The sequence below is a fragment of the Pantoea sp. Ap-967 genome, assembly GCF_011752565.1.
Lineage (GTDB): Bacteria > Pseudomonadota > Gammaproteobacteria > Pseudomonadales > Pseudomonadaceae > Aquipseudomonas.
Genome location: NZ_VWXK01000001.1, coordinates 100,519 through 121,422, shown reverse-complemented (window position 1 = coordinate 121,422; position 20,904 = coordinate 100,519). Strand labels below are relative to the sequence as shown.

Here is a 20,904-nt window from a genome sequence, read left to right as displayed (position 1 = left end):
AGTTTGCCTGTCTGAGCCAATTTAGGCTAGGGGAGCCAAGTAAAATGCGGCCTGCAGGAAAAGATAATATTATTAATGGTTAATTGACATAATCATTGTGCTGGATTAGCTTGAGGTGGTCACCTCGAACGCAAGAGAGCGCAACCATGAGTAAATACGAAGGCTGCTGGACCACCGTGAATGTTGAGCTGGAGCAGGGCATTGCCTGGGTTACCCTCAATCGTCCGGAAAAACGAAACGCCATGAGCCCCACGCTGAATCGGGAAATGGTCGACGTGCTGGAAATCCTCGAGCAGGATGCTGAAGCCGGTGTATTGGTACTGACCGGCGCCGGTGAGTCGTGGACAGCTGGTATGGACCTGAAAGAGTACTTCCGCGAGGTGGACGCCGGGCCGGAGATTCTCCAGGAAAAAATCCGTCGCGAAGCCTGCCAATGGCAATGGAAACTGCTGCGCATGTACGCGAAGCCGACCATTGCCATGGTCAACGGCTGGTGCTTCGGTGGTGGCTTCAGCCCATTGGTGGCCTGCGACTTGGCCATCTGCGCGAACGAGGCCACCTTCGGCCTGTCAGAAATCAACTGGGGCATCCCGCCGGGCAATCTGGTCAGCAAGGCTATGGCCGATACCGTTGGTCATCGCCAGTCGTTGTACTACATCATGACTGGCAAGACTTTCGATGGCCGCAAGGCCGCCGAAATGGGCTTGGTGAACGAGAGTGTGCCCCTGGCCGAACTGCGTGAAACCACCCGCGCGCTGGCGCTGAACTTGCTGGAAAAGAACCCGGTGGTGCTGCGCGCCGCGAAAAACGGCTTCAAGCGTTGTCGCGAGCTGACCTGGGAGCAGAACGAGGACTACCTCTACGCCAAGCTCGACCAGTCGCGCTTGCTGGACACATCGGGCGGCCGCGAGCAGGGCATGAAGCAGTTCCTCGACGACAAGAGCATCAAGCCTGGTCTGCAAACCTACAAGCGCTGAGCCCGGCGCCGGGCGCTGGCCAGGTCGGCCAGTGCCTCTAGGTTCTTCTCTATAACGACAACAAGAGGAATGAGCATGTTGCAGGTGCCTTTGCTGATTGGCGGGCAGTCACGCCCCGCCAGCGATGGACGAACCTTCGAACGCCGTAACCCGGTCACCAACGAAGTGGTTTCGCAGGTGGCGGCTGCCACCCTGGCGGATGCCGATGCGGCGGTGGCCGCAGCGCAGGCGGCATTCCCGGCCTGGGCCGCGCTGGCGCCAGGTGAGCGGCGCAGCCGCCTGCTCGCCGGCGCCGACCTGTTGCAGGTGCGGGCCGGCGAGTTCATCGCCGCTGTCGGTGAAACCGGGGCTATGGCCAACTGGTACGGCTTCAACGTGAAGCTTGCCGCCGACATGCTGCGCGAAGCCGCAGCCATGACCACCCAAATCACCGGCGAGGTGATTCCCTCGGACGTACCCGGCAGCTTCGCCATGGCACTGCGCGCGCCCTGTGGCGTAGTGCTGGGCATCGCGCCCTGGAACGCGCCGGTGATCCTCGCCACCCGCGCCATCGCCATGCCACTAGCCTGCGGCAACACCGTGGTGCTCAAGGCCTCGGAACTGAGCCCGGCGGTGCACCGGTTGATCGGCCAGATACTGCACGACGCAGGCATTGGCGACGGCGTGGTCAACGTCATCAGCAATGCCGCGGAAGATGCCCCGGCCATCGTCGAGCGCTTGATCGCCAACCCAGCGGTGCGCCGCGTCAACTTCACCGGCTCTACCCACGTCGGGCGCATCGTCGGCGAGCTGGCTGCCCGCCACCTCAAGCCGGCCCTGCTCGAACTGGGCGGCAAGGCGCCGCTGCTGGTGCTCGACGATGCCGACCTTGACGCCACGGTCGAGGCCGCGGCCTTCGGCGCTTATTTCAACCAGGGCCAGATCTGCATGTCCACCGAACGCCTGGTGGTGGACAGCCGTATCGCCGATGCCTTCGTCGAGAAGCTGGCGGTGAAGGTCGCCGGGCTACGTGCCGGCGATCCGCAGGCCAGCACTTCGGTGCTCGGTTCGCTGGTCAGCGCCGGAGCCGGCGAGCGCATCAAGGCGCTGATCGACGACGCCGTGGCCAAGGGCGCACGCCTGGTGTGCGGCGGCCAGCTGGACGGCAGCATCCTGCAACCGACCTTGCTCGACAACGTCGATGCCAGCATGCGGCTGTATCGCGAGGAGTCGTTTGGGCCGGTGGCGGTGGTGCTGCGCGCCGAAGGCGACGAGGCCCTGCTGGCGCTGGCCAATGACTCGGAGTTCGGCCTGTCCTCGGCCATCTTCAGCCGTGACACCAGCCGCGCCCTGGCCCTGGCGCAACGGGTGGAGTCGGGCATCTGCCATATCAACGGCCCGACCGTGCACGACGAGGCGCAGATGCCCTTCGGCGGTGTCAAGTCCAGCGGCTACGGCAGCTTCGGCAGCCGCACCGCTATCGACCAGTTCACCCAGTTACGTTGGGTCACCCTACAGCATGGCCCGCGGCATTATCCGGTGTAGCCGGGGCTGGACCGATCAGCTAAGAGTGGCGTCTAGCGAGCATCTGATCGGGATACGCAGCGGCAATGTCGTGGTGTTCGCCTGGGTCATTGTTTAGGTTGGAAAGGTGCCAATTCTTGATTAAAAAGCCCCTGACATTTAGCAGGGGCTTTTTTATTACTACTGTTTAGCAACGGACCCGTTCGGTCCCAACGGGTCCATTCGGCAAGGTTGGCTTAATACTTCACCACAGGTGGAGAGGGATGGTGGCTTAGTGACGCCTGAGAGTTCTCCAAGCCGTACGACGGAATCGTATTTTTGATTATGCAAAACATAAAGTTTCTGTTTCACCCCGAAAGCGTTGAACTTAAAGCCGCCGGTATCGGAAGGCGTGTCAATCCAGATCCGCAGCTTGGAACCTTTGCTGAACATATGCGCCATTTTGCCAATCTCCACCCGGCCCAATACGGCCTCACCAGGGTTCGTCGGCTTGATGTCCTCTGCCTGGTCAGTGCGTACAGGCAGCAGCGGGGTAGACTGTTTCTGGTCCAGCGCCCGTTGCGACAAGCGGAGCCACCCACGCTGTACATACATCTCTTGCCCATCGGGTCGAACCTCAGTAACCGTGACCTGTACATCCGCATCACCAGCATTGGCTACCATCCAAAGATCTGCGCTGCCCGGCCCATATACCATCATGTCGCGTTCAAGTGGGGCCGAGGTGAATGCCAAACTTTTGTTTTTCCAGTCTTCTGGCAGGGCACCCCACACCGTGCCGCCCTCCAGATCGCCTACCGAGGGGCCTTCACCCGGATAGTCGAAGCCACTCGGGCTTCCTGAGGTCGCTTTATCATTGAGTGAGCCATCTGCGCCGAGGTGGAATTCTCTCGCCTTGATATCGCCGGCCTCAATTCGATCTTTTTTAATCAGCCAACCCGGAACGGTTTCCGCGTCTCGGTTGAAGAGTTCTTTGCCGGTACTGTAGGAGTCCATCCAAACCAGAGTACGAGGTTGATTTTGTTCGAATCCGTTCGAGGTACCCTTGACGAAACGATCAAAGAAGCTCAATACGATCTTGTGGTACGCCTTGGACAGGTAGATGTCATGAGCACCATTTGACTGCACGAGCCAGAGAAGTTTGGGATCTACATAGCGTTGGTAGTGATCACCGCGAACAGAGGTCGCCTGGTCTTGGAACGTTTCGAACGACAAAACCGGGACATTGATGTTCTTGGCACCTCTGGACGCATTATCGAGGTCGGATACCTTGTCCCGAGAAGGGTGAGCGAAAGCCTGAAGCACGACGGAGTTATTGTCCTCGTAAGTGCGATTGCTTGCGATCTGATTCAAACACTCTGCATCCTGTTCGTCCTTTGCACTTTCTTCTGCAAACCCCCAGTACATGCGAAGCAGAGGACGCCAGACGTTTGCGAAACCAGGTTGTGGCACACCACCCGGCGCCATGACGTCAGAACGCAAATCACCGATAATATTCCCAGGAGCGATCGCCCTCAGATGCTTTGGCTGGTTGGCAGCGGTGGCGACCTGCGAACTACCGCCGTAAGACCAGTTAACCATGCCAACGTTACCGCTTGACCAGCTTTGCTGGCCGGCGAAATCTACCACATCTGCTCCGTCCTGCCCGAGAGAAGGCTTTAGCATCTCAAACTTGCCGCCTGAGCACGCAGTCCCTGCAGCGTTCACACCCATCACTGCGTAACCAGCAGCGAGCAGTTGTTTGTCCAATTCAACGGACATTGCTGTCTTGTACTTACGGTAAGCAAGCCCCCCTATTGAGCCCGCATCGTACCCGTTCATGCTGAGGATCACCGGCACTTTGGTGCCTGGCTCAACCTTGGGCAACAGGACACTGTATCGCAGCCTGTTGCCGTTTCGGGTCACGACGTACCCAGTTTCACGTTTGGCCCAAAACGGATCGAAGGGTTGAGCGTCCGGGAAGACAAATGCCATTGGGACCGGTATCCCCGTGTCGGGGTCCACCCGTACTTCCTCTGCACGTACCCCCTGACACAGCGCAATGCCCACCGCTACGACTAGTAGATTTTTGATCATCGCCAAGACCTCACCTCATTTCTTATTTGTTGATATCGATGAAGGTGTGGCGCTTGCGGCCCTCCAACACCTTGTCCAGCACGCCGTTTCAAAGGCGATTCAGCAGCAGGGTCGCTTTATGCAGCCCTATCAGTTTCCTGTTGCAGTTTGTATAACATGCGTTGTACAACGTGCACAACAAAAAGACTGGTTCGGTCGATCTGGCCCACAAGGCGCTCCGAAAAACCAGCGCATAAATAGCTTCAATCAATGGATTTAGGTGTAATTGATAGTCATTGACTATCATAAAACTAACAAAAAACCAATCCTCTCTGGAGTGCTTATGATTTTTCGTGTGGCAATGCTGTCGGCTGCGGCATGCTCGGTGAGCGCGAATGCAGTAGAACTGAGTGAGAATGTACGACTTGATCTAGGCCTTGGCGTAGTCAGTGACTATCGATCGAATGGCGTGTCACAGTCCCGTAATAACCCCTCATACCAGGTTGAGGCTGTGCTCAGCCATAGTTCTGGTCTTTTTATCGGCGGGTCGATGCAGCGTGCCGATTACGGCAAATATTTTGACGTTTACCGCGAAGATTTCTATTTTGCGGGTTACAGCCACGCGTTTTCTGAGGATGTGAGTCTTTCAGCCTACTTGGGGCGGTATGAGTACCGGCACGACTCCGCGTGGGACGCAACGGAGTTTTATGCGTGGGCGAATATTAAAAAGTGGACGATCGGCTATATCTACGATTATGAGATTGATAATCATGTTCCCAACTTGATGGGCTTCAATGTTGGTTACAACTTTTCTTTGCCGTGGGAAGTTCAACTGGTTACCACGTATGGTGTGATGGATTTAAATTCAGATTTTTATACTCATGCGGGGCATAGTCGTCAACGGTATAACTATTATGATGCAAAATTTACCAGGAATTTGGCAGGGCTGGAGTTTAGTGTGGACTTTACCGGCTCAGACCTCTCCAAAGGAGAGTGTGAATACTTGTATGCAACCGACAATGTGTGTTCCTCCACGGTGACCGTTGGAGTGAAGAAGCATTTCTGAGCATCTGAGGCCAAGCCCTCGGGGGCTTGGCCTCACTGGTCTGCAGCTGGCGCATTTATAATTAAGGTGTGCTTGGTGATGAAGCTTGAATAGAGGAGCAGGGTGTAGTATAAGATTCGGTTTTACTATTGACGCCTCATTGACGGATACCCAGAGGGTAATAGATTGCCGAGATTCGTAGATCATGATCAGCGCCGGCGCGATATTGCATTCGCCACGATCCAGGTAATTGCCAGAGAGGGGCTAAAAGGTCTGTCGATCAGCGCGGTTGCAAAAGAGCTTGGCGGTACCGTTACCTTGGTGACCCACTATTATTCGTCTAAATCAGCACTGATCGATGATCTGGCTGAGCAGATGATTGAAAACTATCAGTGTCAAATGGACGAATTGACAAGGGATATCGAAGATCCCGTGGCTCGTCTGCATTGCTTCTTGGATTGGGCTATTCCAAACTCGACGCTGGGCATCAATGAAGAGAAGGTTCGGATCCGTCTGGTAGAGAACTCGGACGACATTCCAGCCATCCGTTCCATGACTAATCGTTTCGACCAACATATGCGTTCTTTCATTCGCCAGCACTTACGGCCTCTCATCCCAGAGAGCATGCTGGAGCAGTATACCGAGCTATTGAGAGTGATGATCAGCGGTATTTGCTTGTCTGCGGTCGAGACACCGTCTGAATGGCCGCCAGAACGCCAGGTCTTGGTCGTCAATTCGGTATTACGCCTCATTGCGTTACCCGAAATGAGTTTGCAACAGGCAGAAAAGACGCTCTAAATCGAGCCTGCTCACGCCAAGTCAGCCATCCATTACAGACACGTCGTGTTAGTCAGCGGTGTAGCGGTTATCCGCCCAGCTACGACCGCTGCTGGTTGATAACCGCTCAACGAAGCCTTTTTTGGTAGAAGTGGCGCTTATGGCCTTCAGGGAAATCCTCGATTACACCGAATTCTGTAAAGCCGTGTCGCTGGTAGAACCTTGGCGCTTGGAAGTCGAAGGTATCTAACCAGATGCCAGTGCATCCTCTGTCGCGCGCTGCTTGTTCTGCCATCTCAAGCAGCTTCGATCCGATGCCGCCCTTTCTGATTTCAGGAGCAAGGGCTAACAATTCGATGAATAACCATTTATAAAAAAACTCTCCATGAAGGCCTCCGATAATTGCGTCAGTAACACTATCTCTGACGAGCAGGGCCAGTGTTTCAGACGCTGAGTCACCCGTCCGGGAGTCATTGTACGCCATCAGCGTTCGAAGAACGCTGGCGCGCTCTTCGACACTGGGTGAAACTTTCATTTCTATGCGAGAGGGCATGCGCAGACCTTTCTCATCACAAACAAGGACGGATAGCCGCCCAAGGGGCTGCCTGCTCGAATGCAGCCGCAGCTGCGAGGACGGAGTCATCACGGCCGTGGCGTGCAGCGATCTGAAGCCCCACCGGGAGACCTAGGTTCGTAAAACCGGCAGGAACCGAGATGGCAGGGTAGCCAGCGTGGCTGACGGCCTCAGTGAAACGCTGATTATCGAGCAACGGTTCACGAACTGGTATGCCATTGACATGTGTCATGCCCCCCGCAACGCCAGGATGGGGAAAAGCCACCACTGGCGTAGTAGGCCAAATCAGCAGATCGTACTTCTCGAAAATTTCTGCGAATGTCGTGTGTATACGTGATCTGACTTCTGTGCGGACCTTTGTATACATCGCCAAGTCAAGTTTTGCTCCCCACTCAGCAATAATGGGCAGGTGCGCCGGAATGTTTTCAGGCTTGCCGAAGGACAAGAAATTGTCTTCATAGATACTGTAAAATTCGGGCCCCCACCACGCTTTGAAATAGTCGACTGGGTCAGGTAGATCCAGCTTCACGACTTCCACGGTGGCGCCTAAGTCGCGCTCGAATTTAGCTGCAGCGCGCTCGACAACGGAAATCACTTCGGGGTCGGCAGGGCCATTATCCAGGTTCGGACAATAGGCAATCCTTAATCCTTTCACTGATGCATGGCGAACCACGTCTAGATAGTTGATGTCGGGCTTCGGTAATGCAATCGCATCGTAAGGATATTCTCCAGCGGTAACATCCAGCATTAGCGCGTTGTCCCGTACAGTGCGAGTAATCGGGCCAACTACCACTACCGATTCATAGGCGTTTTCATAGGTATTGTATGCAATGCGGCCAACAGAGGGTTTCAGGCCCACGACCCCGCAGAAAGAAGAGGGTACGCGGATGGAACCTCCGCCATCACTGCCGGTAGCCAAGGGGCAAAAGCCTGAAGCTACCGCGGCTGCCGCGCCCCCACTTGAACCGCCGGTGGTGCGGGATACATCCCACGGGTTATTGGTGATGCCGGTCAGCAAACTTTCCGTTATGCCATGGCAGCCAAATTCCGGGGTAGTGGTTTTCGCCACGAGAATCGCCCCAGCGGCTTTCATTCTGGCCCATATTGGAGAATCAACGGTTGGCACGTTCTCGGCGTGATTGCGCGAGCCATAGGTGGTGCGTACGCCTGCAGTATCCTCAAGGTCTTTCACCGTGACAGGAATGCCATGCAGTACAGGGAGTTCATCCACTGGGGTGTCCATCAACACCTGTTCTGCGTGTTTGGCTTGATGCCTTGCCTGCTCCTCGGCAATCGTAACAAGGCAATTGATCTTAGGGTCCAGGCGCTTCATTCGAGCCAGGACGGCGTCAAGTAATTCTACGGGAGAGAGATCTCTTTTTCGTATTGCTTGAGCCAGCTCAACCGCTGAGGTAAAGCACAAGTCGTCGTCATGCGTCGCGTTATTCATTCTTGTTTCCTTTCGCACTGGCGTGTGAGCGCTACATTGATGCAAGGCTGGTCTGGCTGGCCGCCTCCAAGCGCTGGAGGCAGGCCTGGCCCGTTCTCAAACCGTCAGCGACAGAAACTCCCGCTCCCAAGAGCTAATGACGCGTTTAAAGTTTTCGTGCTCGGCTCTCTTGACTTCAATGTAAGCCTGCACAAATTTCTCACCTAGATATTTTTTCGCATGCTCGCTGTTGCTCATCCGCTCGAGCGCATCCTCGATCGTAAGCGGCAGGCGCAGGTTGCGCCGGTTGTAGCCTCGGCCCTGAACGGGGGCGCTCGGTTTGATTTCCTCTACCATCCCTATGTAGCCGCACAGCAAGCTCGCGGCCAGCGCGATGTAAGGGTTGGCGTCAGCACCAGGCAAACGGTTTTCGATACGTCGATTCTGCGGGGTCGACTCAGGCACCCGCAGGCCAACCGTGCGGTTATCCTCTCCCCATTCGACATTGACAGGCGCAGAAGTGTCGGGCAAGAAACGACGGAACGAGTTTACGCTGGGGGCAAACAGCGGCAGCATCTCCGGAATGAAACGCTGCAAGCCGCCAATGTGGTGCAGGAAGAGTTCGCTCATTGTGCCATCGTCCTGTGAGAAAACGGATTTCCCACTGTGCGCATCCACTACGCTCTGATGGATATGCATTGCACTGCCGGGCTCCCCCGTCATTGGCTTGGCCATGAAGGTGGCAGCCACATTGTGTTTCAGCGCGGCCTCTCGCATCGTGCGCTTGAAGACCGTGATCTGATCCGCCAGGTTGAGTGGGTCGCCGTGACGGAAGTTGATTTCCATCTGCGCGGTTCCATCCTCATGAATGAGTGTGTCGAGATCCAGACCCTGCAGCTCGCACCAGTCGTAGACGTCTTCAAACAATGGATCGAACTCATTTGCTGCTTCGATGGAAAACGCCTGCGGACCGGTTTCTGCACGACCTGAGCGACCAACTGGCGGCTTCAATGGCAGGTCAGGGTCGTTGGAGCGCGTGGTCAGGTAAAACTCCATTTCAGGGGCGACTACCGGTTTCCAGCCGCGATCCGCGTACATTTGCAGGACTTTCTTTAGAAGATTCCGTGGCGACAGCTCGATGGGCTTGCCTTGTTTATCATAAGTATCATGGATGATCTGTGCAGTGCGTTCTATAGCCCAAGGTACCAAAAAAATGGCGTTTTCGTCTGGCCGGCAGATCATGTCGATATCGGCGGGATCGAGAAGCTCATAGAAGATGTTATCTGCTACGTAATCACCTGTTACGGTTTGCAGCAGCACGCTTTCGGGTAAGCGCATGCCCTTTTCGTCAATAAACTTGTCGGTTGGTGAGATTTTTCCGCGAGCGATGCCGGAAAGGTCGCTTACGATACATTCTACCTCAGTAACCCGTTGTTCTTTCAACCAGGCGGAAACTTTCTCAATTCCACTGCTCATATAGGCATCTCATTTTCGGGGGTATTTGGCTCAAGGCTGGACCTTGAACTGGCTAGTCAAAGTTCGCTGTGACATCGCCAATTTGTTCAGGTCCAAGCTGACTCCGGAAGAGTCTGTGGCCTGCAGGGAAATGACGTTGCTCAGGTCGCGAACTGCGGCTATGTTTCGTGACATTTCTTCCGCGACTGAACTTTGCTGTTCAGCGGCGCAAGCGATCTGTGTATTCATGTGGGAGATGGTATTGACCGAGTTGGACATTCCGGTCAGGGCGGCAATTGCTGAACCGACTTTGCCAGCTTTGAGTTGAGTGAACTCATGGCCCTGGCGCATCGTGGTAATGACCATGCGGGTGCCATGCTGGAGCTCTTCGATGACTTGCCGGATCGTGTCAACTGACTGTTGCGTCCGTTTGGCAAGATTTCTCACCTCGTCGGCCACTACCGCGAACCCTCGTCCAGCATCGCCGGCTCGTGCCGCTTCGATAGCTGCATTCAGGGCAAGCAAGTTGGTTTGTTCAGCGATCGAGCGAATCACCGTCAGTACTGAGCCTATCTGGTCACTGCGGTCTGCCAACTGATCTACGTCGCTCATGGAGGCGCTCATTTTTTGGGCAATTTCTTCCATTGCATCTACGAGATCATGAACCGCACCGAGGCTTGATTCCGTTGCTTGCTGCACCTCGTTAGCGGCGCCGGCGGCATTTGCCGCCGACTGGGCGACAGCACAGGCGTTGGCGCTCATCTCGGTTGACGCGGTGGCCAGCAAGTCGATTTCGGCGAACTGCCGTTTGAGTTCCTGATCTGTCTTGCGCGCAACGTCTGCGGCCCGGTCTGCAGTTTCCAATGTGGCGCTGGCCGTGCGACTGATTTGCGCAACGGTGGGTTGGAGTTTGTCGAGGAAGGCATTGAACTCTTTGCACAGTGTGCCCAGTTCGTCCTCACGCCCATATTCGACACGTCGGGTGAGGTCGCCGTCGCCGCGACAGATATCCCCAAGAAGTGCAGCTACACGCAGGATTTGACGCGTTACCCCGGTTGCCGTGATCAAGATGAAGACCAAGCCCGACAACGCCACCAAGGTTCCAATGGCGAGTGCAGTCCTCAGGGCTGATTGCCGGTGCAATGAAACTTGCGACTGTAATTCCCGCACTGGAGCGAGCAGGGCGGTGTCCGGAATCTCGAGGATGACGCTCCAGTAGTCAGAGGAGGGAAGAGGGCGGAACGGGTGAACGATGATTCTCTTATTCCGGTAATGATGAATCGATGTGGCGCCTTGCTTGCTCCACTCCAACAGAAGGTCCCCCTTGGACGCATCGATGGAGCGTATGTGTTGAGTCAGTTGTTCAGCGTTTGCGCTGCTGCCTGCAATCAGTCCCTGGCTACTGAGGATGGTGGCGTGGCCAGCGCCTTCATAGAGCTCACGATGAGCACCTTCGGCGAGCAACTGGAGGTCGCTCAAGCGAATGTCGACACCCACAGCGCCAATCACCTTGCCTTGATCGATGATTGGCAGTGACATGCTGGAGATCAGGCTCTGCTTACCGGTTGCTGGGTCGGTGTAGGGGAACGGCTCCAGAATGCAGGCGCGGGCAGTCTGCTTGGGACAGGTAATCCACTGATTGTAGGGGCTACCTGCAGGTCCAGGAGTGGTATTGGCCAGTTCGCTTTCGTCGATGGCCTGGTAGTCGATGTGGTTGGATGAAGATTGGCTTATGTAAAACGATAGACGGCCAACTTCATTGCTGCCCTTTGATGGCGAGCCTGCAAAAGCAGCGTCCGCGTCATCAAATGCATTGGCGTCAAGCACTACATAGGTGCTCAGCAACTCAGGACGGGTAGAAAGGCTGGCAGTAATCTGTTTGACCAAATCCTGCCTGATATTGGTGTTTGAATAGTGCCTGTCGTTAAGTTGTGCCTTGGCTGTCACAACCTGCATTGCTATCAGTGCGCCGTATTCATAGGTAGATGTGAAGTACCGTTCAATGGTCTGGGCCTGCTGCGTGACTAACGCCTCAAGTCGAAGATCAGCGCTGTGTTCCAAGAAGGTTTTGCTTGAGGCGCTCATGGCGCGGTCGGCGCTGACTGCTTGAATAGCTGAGGTGCCCAGAAGCGACGCTGCTACAACCAGGATGCACAGTCCCGCGAGCAGGGTGATACGCCATTTGATGTTCAGTCGAGGCAGCGTCATTCGGGTGTCCATTGTTATTTTTTATTGAGTCAATTCTTTGATGCGCAACCACATCATCCCCAGCGCAAGCAGCGGCGAGCGAAGGTATCGCCCGCCTGGAAAAGCCATATGTGGTATGCCATTGAATAGTTCGAAATCAGCTGACTCACGCGTGATCGCCTCGGCAATGAGCTTCGCCGCCAAGTGCGTGGCGTTCAGTCCATGGCCTGAGTAAGCCTGGCCATAATAAACTTGGGGTCTGTGCGTAAGCCTTCCCACTTGAGGGAATCGGTTCGCGCCGATGCCGATCATTCCACCCCACTGGTGCGAAAGTTTCACACCTGCCAACTGGGGGAAAACGTTGAGCATTTTAGGGAGCATGTAGGCGCCAATGTCTTTAGGGTCGCGACCTGAATAATGGCAAGCGCCCCCAAATAAAAGTCGACCATCACGGCTTAGGCGGAAATAGTTGAGTCCGACCTGATTGTCTGAGGCAGCAAAATTTTGCGGAAGCAACTCTCGCTGTATAGAAGGGCTCAAGGGCTCGGTCGCAATAATGTAGCTGCCGGCCGGCAAGACGCGTGCAGAGAGAGTAGGCTCCAGGCCGTTGATGTGGGCGTTACAGGCGATCACGATGCGGCTGGCTTTGATCGATCCCAAGGCCGTCCTGATCAGCACATAATCGCGATGGTACTCGATGAATTCAGCAGGGGATTGCTCGAAGATGGCTACGCCTGCCGCCCGCGCGACTCTGGCTTCGGCAGCGATCAGCTTCAAAGGATGGAGGTGGCCTGACCCCATATCCACGAATGCTGAAACGTATGAATTCGACCCCACCACTGAGTGTATGTCGTCGCCTCCGACCACATACGAGGCATGTTCATAGCCAGAGTCCACGTAATGCTTTTGCCGTGCGATGAATGCCTGGGTATGCGATGCATTGTTGGCGAGATCGCAGTATCCCCACGTCAGGTCACATTTGATATCGTGTTCCTTGATTCGATCGCGGACGATATTGACGGCGTCGACGCCGAGTGCTTCCAGCCGGTCAATACCTTCTTGGCCTATCCGCGACTTGAACTGGGTCAAATCATGACCGACGCCACGGATAAGCTGCCCACCGTTGCGCCCAGTCGCGCCCCAGCCAATGCGCCCACCTTCGACAAGCGCCACGGATACACCACGCTGTGCAAGTTCAATCGATGTATTAACACCGGTAAATCCGCCGCCAATTACGCACACATCGCATTCGATCGCATCGACCAATCGAGGGTATTCATCAACGGTAGTACTTTCAGCGTAGTAGGAGGCAGTGTGCTGGGCTTGCATAATCAGTCTTCCTCAAGTTCTGTGCCTGCAGGCAGCAGAAAATAAATCATGGAGTAGTCGACGGCAGGCCTATCTGTGCCGTGCTTCTTTAGTTGGCAACGTAGCTCCACCAGAAAGCCCTGGGCCTTGCTTTGGATGGATGTCACGCTGCAGGTAAAGGTAAGGAGGTCATTCAGATAGATAGGCTCAATGAAACGCAACCGATTCGATCCATAATTCAAGCCGTAATAGTCAGAGGCATCTCTGAAGGTGCATTTCTTCAGCGCATCCATCAGTGAGATCAGATAGAATCCTTCTATTAGGCCGTCTTTGTACGGTGAGTCAAACTCACTCTCGGGGTAGGCCTGGTCGAGATAGGTCGAGCGTGAAAAACGTGCAGCTTCATCAGGGTCGATTAGGAACGAAGGGCAGGAGAGCTCAACGCCAATATTGCTTTCAAGATCTGCGATGCTCAGGATTGGCGAAGTGCTCAAGCATTCGAGCGGGATTCCGCGTGCAACTATTTGATGGTGTGGCATCTGCCACCTCTTCGAGTAAGTGAAATAATGCTGCCGGTGTAGTCTGTGTCACTTAGAAGGTTTTGGTCGCGGCTATGACCAGCGTGGCAGAGCAGACATCATCGACAGCCATTACTGACATGCACTCATGTTTGGACATGTCGGTGTCGATAAAGTCAGCACTGAACGTGACACCGTAGAACGCTTTCGACAGCTTTACTTCCCAGTCTGAGTAAGTTTGGCGAGTGCTGCCGTTGCCGCTATACATGTCAAATCCGTAATCGGTATGGCCATATTTGATGTAGAGGTTGGTATCATAGGGCAGGTTGAATGTGTAGCCAATAAAGCGTGAGGACAAATCGGGCACATGATTCGCTACCCCGTAGTCATAGATGTACCCGATCTTCAGCTGATGGATGTTCGCTTCTGCATAAATTTCATTGGTGTCCAGGCTCGCTTCGCCGGGGTACTCGTAGCGACCAATCGATGCCGAGATATTGATGGCTTCAGTGAACGCATGGGAATAGCCCGCATAGTAGCCCTCTTCAAGCCTGGCTTTGGTCCCGAAATCGACATTTGACGCCCATAAGCCCAGGAACAAACCGCTGGAGTGGGTGAGCACCCCGCTGAGTTGCAAGGCGGGATTGCCCTGCGTTTGAGAAACCCCCATGCTCCTGTAGTCACTGACTAAGGTCGGTGTCAAGTCCAAGTTGAAATTCGAGTTCAACTCAATGGCCTGCACAGCTACCGAGGACAAAGCTGCAGCAACACAGAATAAGTGGCGAATGTAGTAAGTCATTGAGTGCTCCGCGTACGGATAGCGCATTTAGTATTGTGTTTGTTTTTTAATGCATTGTTTGAAACTTGCGCAGCCGGGCACGTTGCCACTGCTGTGGTTTGGAAGTCTTCAGCTCAACTGCGCGGATATTTTTAACTGAAAGAGCTAACCAGCTTCCTGCGCTCGTTTCGCATTATTAGTGAATTGGCGATCACCACAATGATTGTTATGCAGGCCAGCAGAAGCGTGGCGAGCGCGTTGATTTCCGGGCTCAGCCCTTGTCTGGCTCGAGAAAAAATGACCATCGGCAACGTGACTGAGTCCGGCCCGGTAAGAAACGAAGTGATGATCAGGTTGTCCATCGACAGCGTGAACGACAGTAGCCAGCCTGAAATCAGCGAAGCTGAGATCAAGGGCAATGTGATGACGAAAAAAATCTTCAGCGGCCTTGCGCCGAGATCGAGGGCTGCTTCTTCCAGCGACAGATCCATTTCCCTGAGACGCGCCTGGACAAGGATGCCGACGTATGCCACAGCGAGGATGATGTGACCTATCAATACGGTCAGCGCGCCACGATCACCGAAAATACCAAAAAACTGTTTCATGGTGACGAACAACAATAGTAACGCAAGCCCCATGATGACTTCAGGCATCACGATCGGTGCATTTACCATTACCCCAAGGAGGCTACGTCCGCGGAACTCATAACGGGCCAGGACGAATCCCACCCAGACGCCGACAGCGGTAGAGCAGCAGGCGGTGATGAAGGCGAGTTTCAAGCTATAAATTAATGCGGAGATTATTTCTCCGTCTTTCACTACTTCCGTGTACCAGTGGAAGGAAAAGCCAGACCACAAGGTTACCAATTTCGATTCATTAAAAGAAAATGCGAACATCAGCGCGATGGGTATGTACATCGCCACAAAGCCGACGGTTAAAATTGTCACGCTGGCCAAGCGATACCGTCCTTTCACAGCGCGCCCTCCTTGAATGACTTCTTGTTGAATATGGCAAGAGGTACCAACAGCATCAGCACCATCATGCACGTGATTGCGCTGGTCATCGGCCAGTCCAGGTTGCTGAAGAATTCCTGCCAGATCACTCTGCCAAGCATCAACGTGTCAGAACCGCCCATCAGTTGAGGAATCACGTATTCGCCCATCGAAGGAATGAATACCAATAAACTGCCGGCTATGATGCCGTTCTTGGACAGTGGAAGGGTGATGCGCCGCAGTACGGTCAATGGCTTCGCGCCGAGGTCCTGAGCTGCTTCGATCAGTGAGTGGTCAATTTTGCTGATACAGTTATAAAGTGGCACGATCATCAATGGCAGGTAGGTGATCACCATGACTAAGTAAACTGAGAAGTTTGTTCTGTACATTTGAATGGGTGAGTCAATTACCCCGAGCCACAGTAAAAATTGATTGATAAAGCCATCATTTTTCAGCATGGCCATCCATGCGTAGACGCGTACCAGAAATGACAGCCACATCGGCAGCATCACCATAATCAGCAGGTAACTACGAATTGTATGATCAGCGCGAGCGATGCAGTATGCCATGGGATAACCCGCTAGCAGGCACAGTAGGGTGTTGATGGCAGAAAATTTTAATGATGAGAGAAAAGTATTGAGGTAAAGCCCATCCAGTGCGATGGTCAGATAGTTGGCCAGGTTGATACTTAAGGTTAATTCACGATCACTCCAGGATACGATGGGCGAGTATGGAGGCACCGCAAACTCGGAAGCCGTGAAACTGATCGTACAAACCAAAAGGAAAGGCACGAAAAGGAAAAATAGGAAAAACGCATAAGGTGCGGCAACAACTAGTTTTCCAGACCGGGAATTAGGAGTCATACGAGTTTTCTCACAAGAGTCGGTTGAAACGTTCGGCCGAGGCGGTCAGTTTCCTAACTTCAGCTGACTCCACAGTTGGTTCTGCAGGCGCATGATCTTTGCGGAAGGCGTCTTCGAGAGGTAGAAGACATTGGCGTTTGGCGTCTGCAGGCTGACAACCGGTTCGGCCAACGTTTCCGCGTTCACTTGAGGTCGAGCAGCTTCATTTATTGTCGCTATGCGCAGCTCATTCGTGTTTCTGGCGCTAACAGTTGGGTCAAGCAGAAAGTTTATCCACGCCATGGCAGCGTCTGGGTGCGGAGCATCCTTGGGGATGGCCAGTACGGCAAAATCAGTGGCTGTTCCTTCCTTGGGGATGGAGTAGCCAATGGTGTATGGGCGTTTTGCTTCTTTCGCTCGATCTCGCGCGATCAATGCATCGCTGCTCCAAGCGGTAGTGATGCAAATGTCGCCCCCCGCCAGGTCATTCAAATAAGTGCTTTCGTTGAATTGGGCTACGTACGGTCGAATTTTCTTCAACGCGTTGAATGCAGCTTGATAGTCTTTCGGATTCTCGCTACCAGGGTTCAACCCTAAGTATGTCAATGCCATCGAAAATACGGGCGCTGGCGTGTCAAAGAGGTTGATCTTGCAGGACTTCAGCTTTTCGGCGTTGGCGGGGTCGAACAGTAAGGCCAGTGAGTCCAGTTCCGCCTTTTCACCCAGCAGTTCCCTGACTTTGGTCTCGTTGAATGCCAAGAGTGTGGCCACGATTGCGAAGGGGACCAGATGATCGTTTCCGGGGTCTACGGTGGCGAGCTTGGCCATCATGGACTCATCCAGGTTTCGCAAATTCGGTAATTTGGATTTGTCCAGTTTGTACAGCAGATTTGAATTGACCAAGCGCTCGCCAATAGTGTGGCTGGGCGACACTACGTCGTACCCGGTGCCCCCGACGATTAGCTTGGTTTGCAAGGTGTCCAGAGAGTCAGCTACCGAGAAATTGACTTTGATTTTCGACTGGGTTTCAAAATCTTGGACGGTGCCGGCGGCCAGGAAATCAGACCAGTGATTGACATTCACTTCGCTGGCTTGGGCGGCCATGGCCATCAATCCACAGCTCAGAGCCGCTGCCAGCATGGTTTTCATGAACATTGTGTTGCCTCCGATATTTTTGTTTTGGATGGCAGGCTGAAATTGGTTCACCACTCCCCATTGCAGTCTCTGGCTTGCGCTGTTGCTGCTGTGCCCGCTCAGCATCGGTAATGCGGGTGGAGTTGTGACACGCCTTGAGTTTCTCAGACCAGAAAAAAATGTCAACACAATTGTTGAATTTTGCTTTGAGCCTGCTTGTTCAGTGTTTTGCGATGACTGTATCTAGCTTAAAACCGTCTAAATCAATGGTTTTAGAGGTTTTTGTCTGCTCTCGTGCATGGCTCTCTCTCCCCGGTTTTTCGCTGATGATCGTTCTGTTATCAACACTACTGTTGACTGAATCTTTTTTTCGCACCTAGACTGAGATCCGTTTCCCTGAAGGGCTTCACCTTCGGGTAACAGCGCTGCGCGGAGACCGGTATGAATCCGGCTCAGTAGAAGGAATGCGCTCATGCCTCCAAAACTCTTACAACAACGAGATTTTTCATGACTAACCTAGTGCACGCTCGCCTCAATCCTCACCCGTCGTTCGCCGCAATTGAGCAAACCGTTTTCCCGGCCTCGATCCCGGCTGTTCTGGATAGAGCTGCGCAGCGTTTTGGTGATGCGCCGGCTATCGACTTCTTCGAGCGAGGTGAGTCTTTAAGCTTCACTGCGCTGCGTGATACGTCCCACAAACTGGCCAGCGCTTTGCACCGATTAGGCGTTAAACAGGGCACTCATGTAGCGTTATTGATATCCAATCGGATCGAATACCCAGTTGCCTGGCTTGCCCTCGGAATTCTGGGGGCGGTCGCCGTGCCAGTGGTCACGGGGTCTACGGCCCGCGAGCTGAAATTCATCTTTCAGGACGCGAATATCGAGTTTCTGGTGGTCGAGGACACCTATCTCGCCACCGCACTGGAAGCGGAGGCAGGTGTCGACCCTGGCAAGTTGGTGCTGGTTGGCGAGGAGCAAGCGGGCTTCCAGGCTTACAGCAGTCTGCTGAGCGCGGGTGATAGTGGGTTCACGCCAGTTAATAGTATCGAGGGGGGGCAGCTGATGAATATTCAGTACACCTCTGGAACCACCGGCTTGCCCAAGGGCGTGATGCAGGACCATCGCTTCTGGGTTCTGGCCGGGGCGATTCCTGCGCTGATGCTGCCAAATTTGCAGAGCGTGCTTTCGGATCACCCCTGGTACTACATCGACCCACAATGGATGTTGATGACAGGGCTGTATTCGGGGGCGCGGGTTGATTTCTCGAACGGTATGAGCGTGCGTAAGTTCCTGGGCTGGCTGGAATCCCGTGAAAGCAGTCTCGTGTGGTTCCCGGATCCGTTGCTCAAACTTCCCGAGACGGAGCAGGACAGCAAGAATCAGGTCCAGCTTTTCATGGGTTACCACTTAAGCACAGATATGCAGGCTGCCATTCAGCGACGCTACCAGGCTCCCGTCAGAGAGTTCTACGGGATGACAGAAATCGCTTTGGGCATCTGTGTGCCCCTGGATTGCGATGATCCCGAGGCCATAGGTTCTTGCGGTGTACCAGGGCCTTTCCGCCGTGCGCGGATTGTCGATGGGCAGGGAAACGACGTCCAGCCGGGGCAGGTGGGTGAGCTTTGGATCACCGGTGACGGTATTTTCAGTGGGTACTACAACCGTCCTGAAATCAATGCCGAGTTGCTGGTGGATGGGTGGTTCAGGACGGGTGATCTGTTCTGCCAGGATGAAAAGGGATATTTCCATATCGTTGGTAGAATCAAGGACATGATAAAGCGTAGTGGCGAGAACATTGCTGCGCTTGAAGTTGAGCAAGTCTTGATGGACCTGGCTGGCATTGAAGAGGCTGCGGTGGTTGCAGTTCCTGATACTGACCGCGACCAGGAAGTCAAAGCGTACGTCAAACTGGCACGCGGGTTTACCCAGGAGAGCGTTGGGCTTTCTGACATTCATGCTCACTGCGCCGGTCTATTGGCAAAATTCAAGATTCCGCGATACATCCAGTATGTAGAAGAATTTATCTATACACCTTCGAACAAGGTGGCAAAGCATCTTCTGGTGAAGGGGGTAGACGACCTGCGCATCAACAGCTACGACTTCGTTGATAAAATCTGGCGCTGATTGCGGCTCGAATCCAGGCGTTCAATATTTTCGAGTGGAGGCAGGGGTAGACCCTCGCCTTCCTTCGCAAGGTAATCCAATCACGCCCACTGCGACAGGGGTGGAGGTTTAACATGTCTGCGTTTCTGCAGTTGCAAGGTGTTTCGAAATCGTATGGGGCTCTCCGGGCGGTGGACAATGTGACGTTGTCCGTTAAACGGGGAGAGGTGTTTGCCCTCCTGGGTGGGTCCGGGTCAGGGAAGTCAACGTTGCTGCGTATGATGGCAGGATTCGAGCAACCTTCCGCGGGGCGTATCTACCTTGACGGTGTTGATATCACGGCAATGCCGCCCCACAAGCGTCCGATCAACATGATGTTCCAATCTTATGCGCTCTTTCCGCATATGACCGTTGCGCAAAACGTCGAATTTGGATTGCTTCAGGAAAAGCTGGCGGTTAGCGAGATAAGAGCGCGCGTGGATGAGATGTTGTCGTTGGTGCACATGACGCATTTGGCCAATCGAATGCCGCATCAGCTTTCTGGTGGTCAGCGACAACGTGTTGCACTCGCTCGATCGCTTGCCAAGCGTCCCAAGTTGTTGCTGCTGGACGAACCCATGGGCGCTTTGGACAAGAAACTGCGTTCACGCATGCAGCTCGAGCTGATCGAAATTATCGAGCGTGTGGGCGTTACCTGCGTGATGGTCACCCATGACCAGGAGGAATCCATGACGATGGCGAACCAGATCGCAATCATGCACCAGGGGGCTATTGAGCAAGTCGGTACGCCCAAGGATGTATACGAGTCTCCGATCAACCGTCTGGTTTGTGAGTTTATCGGAAACGTGAACCTATTTGATGGCGAGATCATCGAGGATGAACAGTCCCACGCGATTATTTCATGCCCTCAACTGGACCGTCCTATCAGAGTTGGGCATGGTATTACCACCGCCATCGAAGAAAGGCCGGTGGCCTATGCGTTGCGCCCAGAAAAGCTGTTGATGGGCATGCAGGAACCCTGCTCGGATTTCAACTGGGCTCGCGGTAAAGTGCATGACATCGCCTACCTTGGCGGCCATTCGGTTTTCTACATTGAGCTGAGCAGTGGGCTGATCGTCCAGAGTTTTGTTGCGAATGCAGAACGGCATGGCGCGCGGCCTACCTGGGGAGATGCAGTATTTGTTCACTGGTCCGAGGACAGTGGTAGCGTGCTGCGGGGCTAAAGGCTCA

The 20,904-nt window shown here is 54.2% G+C and carries 18 protein-coding genes; 7 read left to right on the top strand and 11 right to left on the bottom strand.

Annotation, left to right across the window (positions count from 1 at the left end; genetic code table 11):
- Nucleotides 1–146 precede the first annotated feature (146 nt).
- Complete coding sequence (locus F3J45_RS00595; RefSeq protein ID WP_167055598.1) at nucleotides 147–977, top strand: p-hydroxycinnamoyl CoA hydratase/lyase; 831 nt, start codon at nucleotides 147–149, stop codon at nucleotides 975–977.
- 75 nt (nucleotides 978–1,052) lie between these two features.
- Nucleotides 1,053–2,501: an aldehyde dehydrogenase gene (locus tag F3J45_RS00590; protein ID WP_167055596.1), complete on the top strand. Its 1,449-nt coding sequence runs from the start codon at nucleotides 1,053–1,055 to the stop codon at nucleotides 2,499–2,501.
- A gap of 159 nt (nucleotides 2,502–2,660) precedes the next feature.
- On the opposite strand, the gene F3J45_RS00585 is transcribed toward F3J45_RS00590, so the two are convergent.
- The gene (locus tag F3J45_RS00585; RefSeq protein WP_167055593.1) at nucleotides 2,661–4,553 is read right to left on the bottom strand and encodes a CocE/NonD family hydrolase; all 1,893 of its coding nucleotides are present in this window, start codon (nucleotides 4,551–4,553) and stop codon (nucleotides 2,661–2,663) included.
- On the opposite strand from F3J45_RS00585, the gene F3J45_RS00580 reads away from it, so the two are divergent.
- The 3 genes from F3J45_RS00580 to F3J45_RS00570 all read left to right on the top strand — a co-directional run bounded on the left by F3J45_RS00580 (nucleotide 4,546) and on the right by F3J45_RS00570 (nucleotide 6,375).
- The gene (locus tag F3J45_RS00580) at nucleotides 4,546–4,812 is read left to right on the top strand and encodes a hypothetical protein (protein WP_167055576.1); all 267 of its coding nucleotides are present in this window, start codon (nucleotides 4,546–4,548) and stop codon (nucleotides 4,810–4,812) included. The genes F3J45_RS00585 and F3J45_RS00580 overlap by 8 nt on opposite strands.
- A gap of 63 nt (nucleotides 4,813–4,875) precedes the next feature.
- Nucleotides 4,876–5,598 carry a TorF family putative porin gene (locus tag F3J45_RS00575; protein ID WP_167055573.1) on the top strand — a complete coding sequence of 241 codons (723 nt, stop codon included), beginning with the start codon at nucleotides 4,876–4,878 and terminating at the stop codon, nucleotides 5,596–5,598.
- Between the two features lie 165 nt (nucleotides 5,599–5,763).
- Entirely contained in the window at nucleotides 5,764–6,375 is a 612-nt protein-coding gene (locus tag F3J45_RS00570; protein WP_167055570.1) for a TetR/AcrR family transcriptional regulator, read from the top strand.
- Between the two features lie 106 nt (nucleotides 6,376–6,481).
- Here F3J45_RS00570 and F3J45_RS00565 read toward each other — a convergent pair whose 3' ends face one another.
- From F3J45_RS00565 to F3J45_RS00520, 10 genes are all read right to left on the bottom strand, one after another.
- Nucleotides 6,482–6,907 carry an N-acetyltransferase gene (locus F3J45_RS00565; protein ID WP_167055567.1) on the bottom strand — a complete coding sequence of 142 codons (426 nt, stop codon included), beginning with the start codon at nucleotides 6,905–6,907 and terminating at the stop codon, nucleotides 6,482–6,484.
- A 16-nt stretch (nucleotides 6,908–6,923) separates the two neighbouring features.
- Complete coding sequence (locus F3J45_RS00560; RefSeq protein WP_167055565.1) at nucleotides 6,924–8,378, bottom strand: amidase; 1,455 nt, start codon at nucleotides 8,376–8,378, stop codon at nucleotides 6,924–6,926.
- A 96-nt stretch (nucleotides 8,379–8,474) separates the two neighbouring features.
- A complete protein-coding gene (locus F3J45_RS00555; RefSeq protein ID WP_167055562.1) occupies nucleotides 8,475–9,833 on the bottom strand; it encodes a glutamine synthetase family protein in 1,359 nt (452 codons plus the stop codon).
- A gap of 30 nt (nucleotides 9,834–9,863) precedes the next feature.
- Nucleotides 9,864–12,020 carry a methyl-accepting chemotaxis protein gene (locus F3J45_RS00550; RefSeq protein WP_167055559.1) on the bottom strand — a complete coding sequence of 719 codons (2,157 nt, stop codon included), beginning with the start codon at nucleotides 12,018–12,020 and terminating at the stop codon, nucleotides 9,864–9,866.
- A 21-nt stretch (nucleotides 12,021–12,041) separates the two neighbouring features.
- Nucleotides 12,042–13,328, bottom strand: coding sequence for an FAD-binding oxidoreductase (locus tag F3J45_RS00545; protein WP_167055558.1), 1,287 nt, complete (start codon nucleotides 13,326–13,328; stop codon nucleotides 12,042–12,044).
- Nucleotides 13,329–13,330: 2 nt separating this feature from the next.
- Entirely contained in the window at nucleotides 13,331–13,846 is a 516-nt protein-coding gene (locus F3J45_RS00540; RefSeq protein ID WP_167055556.1) for a MaoC family dehydratase, read from the bottom strand.
- Nucleotides 13,847–13,898: 52 nt separating this feature from the next.
- Nucleotides 13,899–14,624 (bottom strand): TorF family putative porin, encoded by a 726-nt coding sequence (locus F3J45_RS00535; protein ID WP_167055554.1) that lies wholly within the window; start codon nucleotides 14,622–14,624, stop codon nucleotides 13,899–13,901.
- A 131-nt stretch (nucleotides 14,625–14,755) separates the two neighbouring features.
- Nucleotides 14,756–15,550: an ABC transporter permease gene (locus F3J45_RS00530; RefSeq protein ID WP_370526188.1), complete on the bottom strand. Its 795-nt coding sequence runs from the start codon at nucleotides 15,548–15,550 to the stop codon at nucleotides 14,756–14,758.
- Between the two features lie 23 nt (nucleotides 15,551–15,573).
- On the bottom strand, nucleotides 15,574–16,458 hold the full coding sequence (locus F3J45_RS00525) for an ABC transporter permease subunit (protein ID WP_167055552.1): 885 nt from the start codon (nucleotides 16,456–16,458) through the stop codon (nucleotides 15,574–15,576).
- A gap of 45 nt (nucleotides 16,459–16,503) precedes the next feature.
- Complete coding sequence (locus tag F3J45_RS00520) at nucleotides 16,504–17,586, bottom strand: extracellular solute-binding protein (protein WP_167055550.1); 1,083 nt, start codon at nucleotides 17,584–17,586, stop codon at nucleotides 16,504–16,506.
- A 492-nt stretch (nucleotides 17,587–18,078) separates the two neighbouring features.
- Between F3J45_RS00520 and F3J45_RS00515 the strand changes: the two genes are divergently transcribed.
- Together F3J45_RS00515 and F3J45_RS00510 are read left to right on the top strand one after the other, a co-directional pair.
- Nucleotides 18,079–19,695, top strand: coding sequence for a class I adenylate-forming enzyme family protein (locus tag F3J45_RS00515; protein ID WP_167055548.1), 1,617 nt, complete (start codon nucleotides 18,079–18,081; stop codon nucleotides 19,693–19,695).
- Between the two features lie 113 nt (nucleotides 19,696–19,808).
- The gene (locus F3J45_RS00510; RefSeq protein ID WP_167055546.1) at nucleotides 19,809–20,897 is read left to right on the top strand and encodes an ABC transporter ATP-binding protein; all 1,089 of its coding nucleotides are present in this window, start codon (nucleotides 19,809–19,811) and stop codon (nucleotides 20,895–20,897) included.
- The last annotated feature ends 7 nt before the right edge of the window (nucleotides 20,898–20,904 follow it).

What these genes read in the sequence shown, in the direction of transcription:
- F3J45_RS00595 (WP_167055598.1), top strand. Translation starts at nt 147, where the DNA reads ATGAGTAAATACGAAGGCTGCTGGACCACCGTGAATGTTGAGCTGGAG.
- F3J45_RS00590 (WP_167055596.1), top strand. Translation starts at nt 1,053, where the DNA reads ATGTTGCAGGTGCCTTTGCTGATTGGCGGGCAGTCACGCCCCGCCAGC.
- F3J45_RS00585 (WP_167055593.1), bottom strand. Translation starts at nt 4,553, where the DNA reads ATGATCAAAAATCTACTAGTCGTAGCGGTGGGCATTGCGCTGTGTCAG.
- F3J45_RS00575 (WP_167055573.1), top strand. Translation starts at nt 4,876, where the DNA reads ATGATTTTTCGTGTGGCAATGCTGTCGGCTGCGGCATGCTCGGTGAGC.
- F3J45_RS00565 (WP_167055567.1), bottom strand. Translation starts at nt 6,907, where the DNA reads ATGCCCTCTCGCATAGAAATGAAAGTTTCACCCAGTGTCGAAGAGCGC.
- F3J45_RS00560 (WP_167055565.1), bottom strand. Translation starts at nt 8,378, where the DNA reads ATGAATAACGCGACGCATGACGACGACTTGTGCTTTACCTCAGCGGTT.
- F3J45_RS00555 (WP_167055562.1), bottom strand. Translation starts at nt 9,833, where the DNA reads ATGAGCAGTGGAATTGAGAAAGTTTCCGCCTGGTTGAAAGAACAACGG.
- F3J45_RS00550 (WP_167055559.1), bottom strand. Translation starts at nt 12,020, where the DNA reads ATGACGCTGCCTCGACTGAACATCAAATGGCGTATCACCCTGCTCGCG.
- F3J45_RS00545 (WP_167055558.1), bottom strand. Translation starts at nt 13,328, where the DNA reads ATGCAAGCCCAGCACACTGCCTCCTACTACGCTGAAAGTACTACCGTT.
- F3J45_RS00540 (WP_167055556.1), bottom strand. Translation starts at nt 13,846, where the DNA reads ATGCCACACCATCAAATAGTTGCACGCGGAATCCCGCTCGAATGCTTG.
- F3J45_RS00535 (WP_167055554.1), bottom strand. Translation starts at nt 14,624, where the DNA reads ATGACTTACTACATTCGCCACTTATTCTGTGTTGCTGCAGCTTTGTCC.
- F3J45_RS00525 (WP_167055552.1), bottom strand. Translation starts at nt 16,458, where the DNA reads ATGACTCCTAATTCCCGGTCTGGAAAACTAGTTGTTGCCGCACCTTAT.
- F3J45_RS00520 (WP_167055550.1), bottom strand. Translation starts at nt 17,586, where the DNA reads ATGAAAACCATGCTGGCAGCGGCTCTGAGCTGTGGATTGATGGCCATG.
- F3J45_RS00515 (WP_167055548.1), top strand. Translation starts at nt 18,079, where the DNA reads ATGACTAACCTAGTGCACGCTCGCCTCAATCCTCACCCGTCGTTCGCC.
- F3J45_RS00510 (WP_167055546.1), top strand. Translation starts at nt 19,809, where the DNA reads ATGTCTGCGTTTCTGCAGTTGCAAGGTGTTTCGAAATCGTATGGGGCT.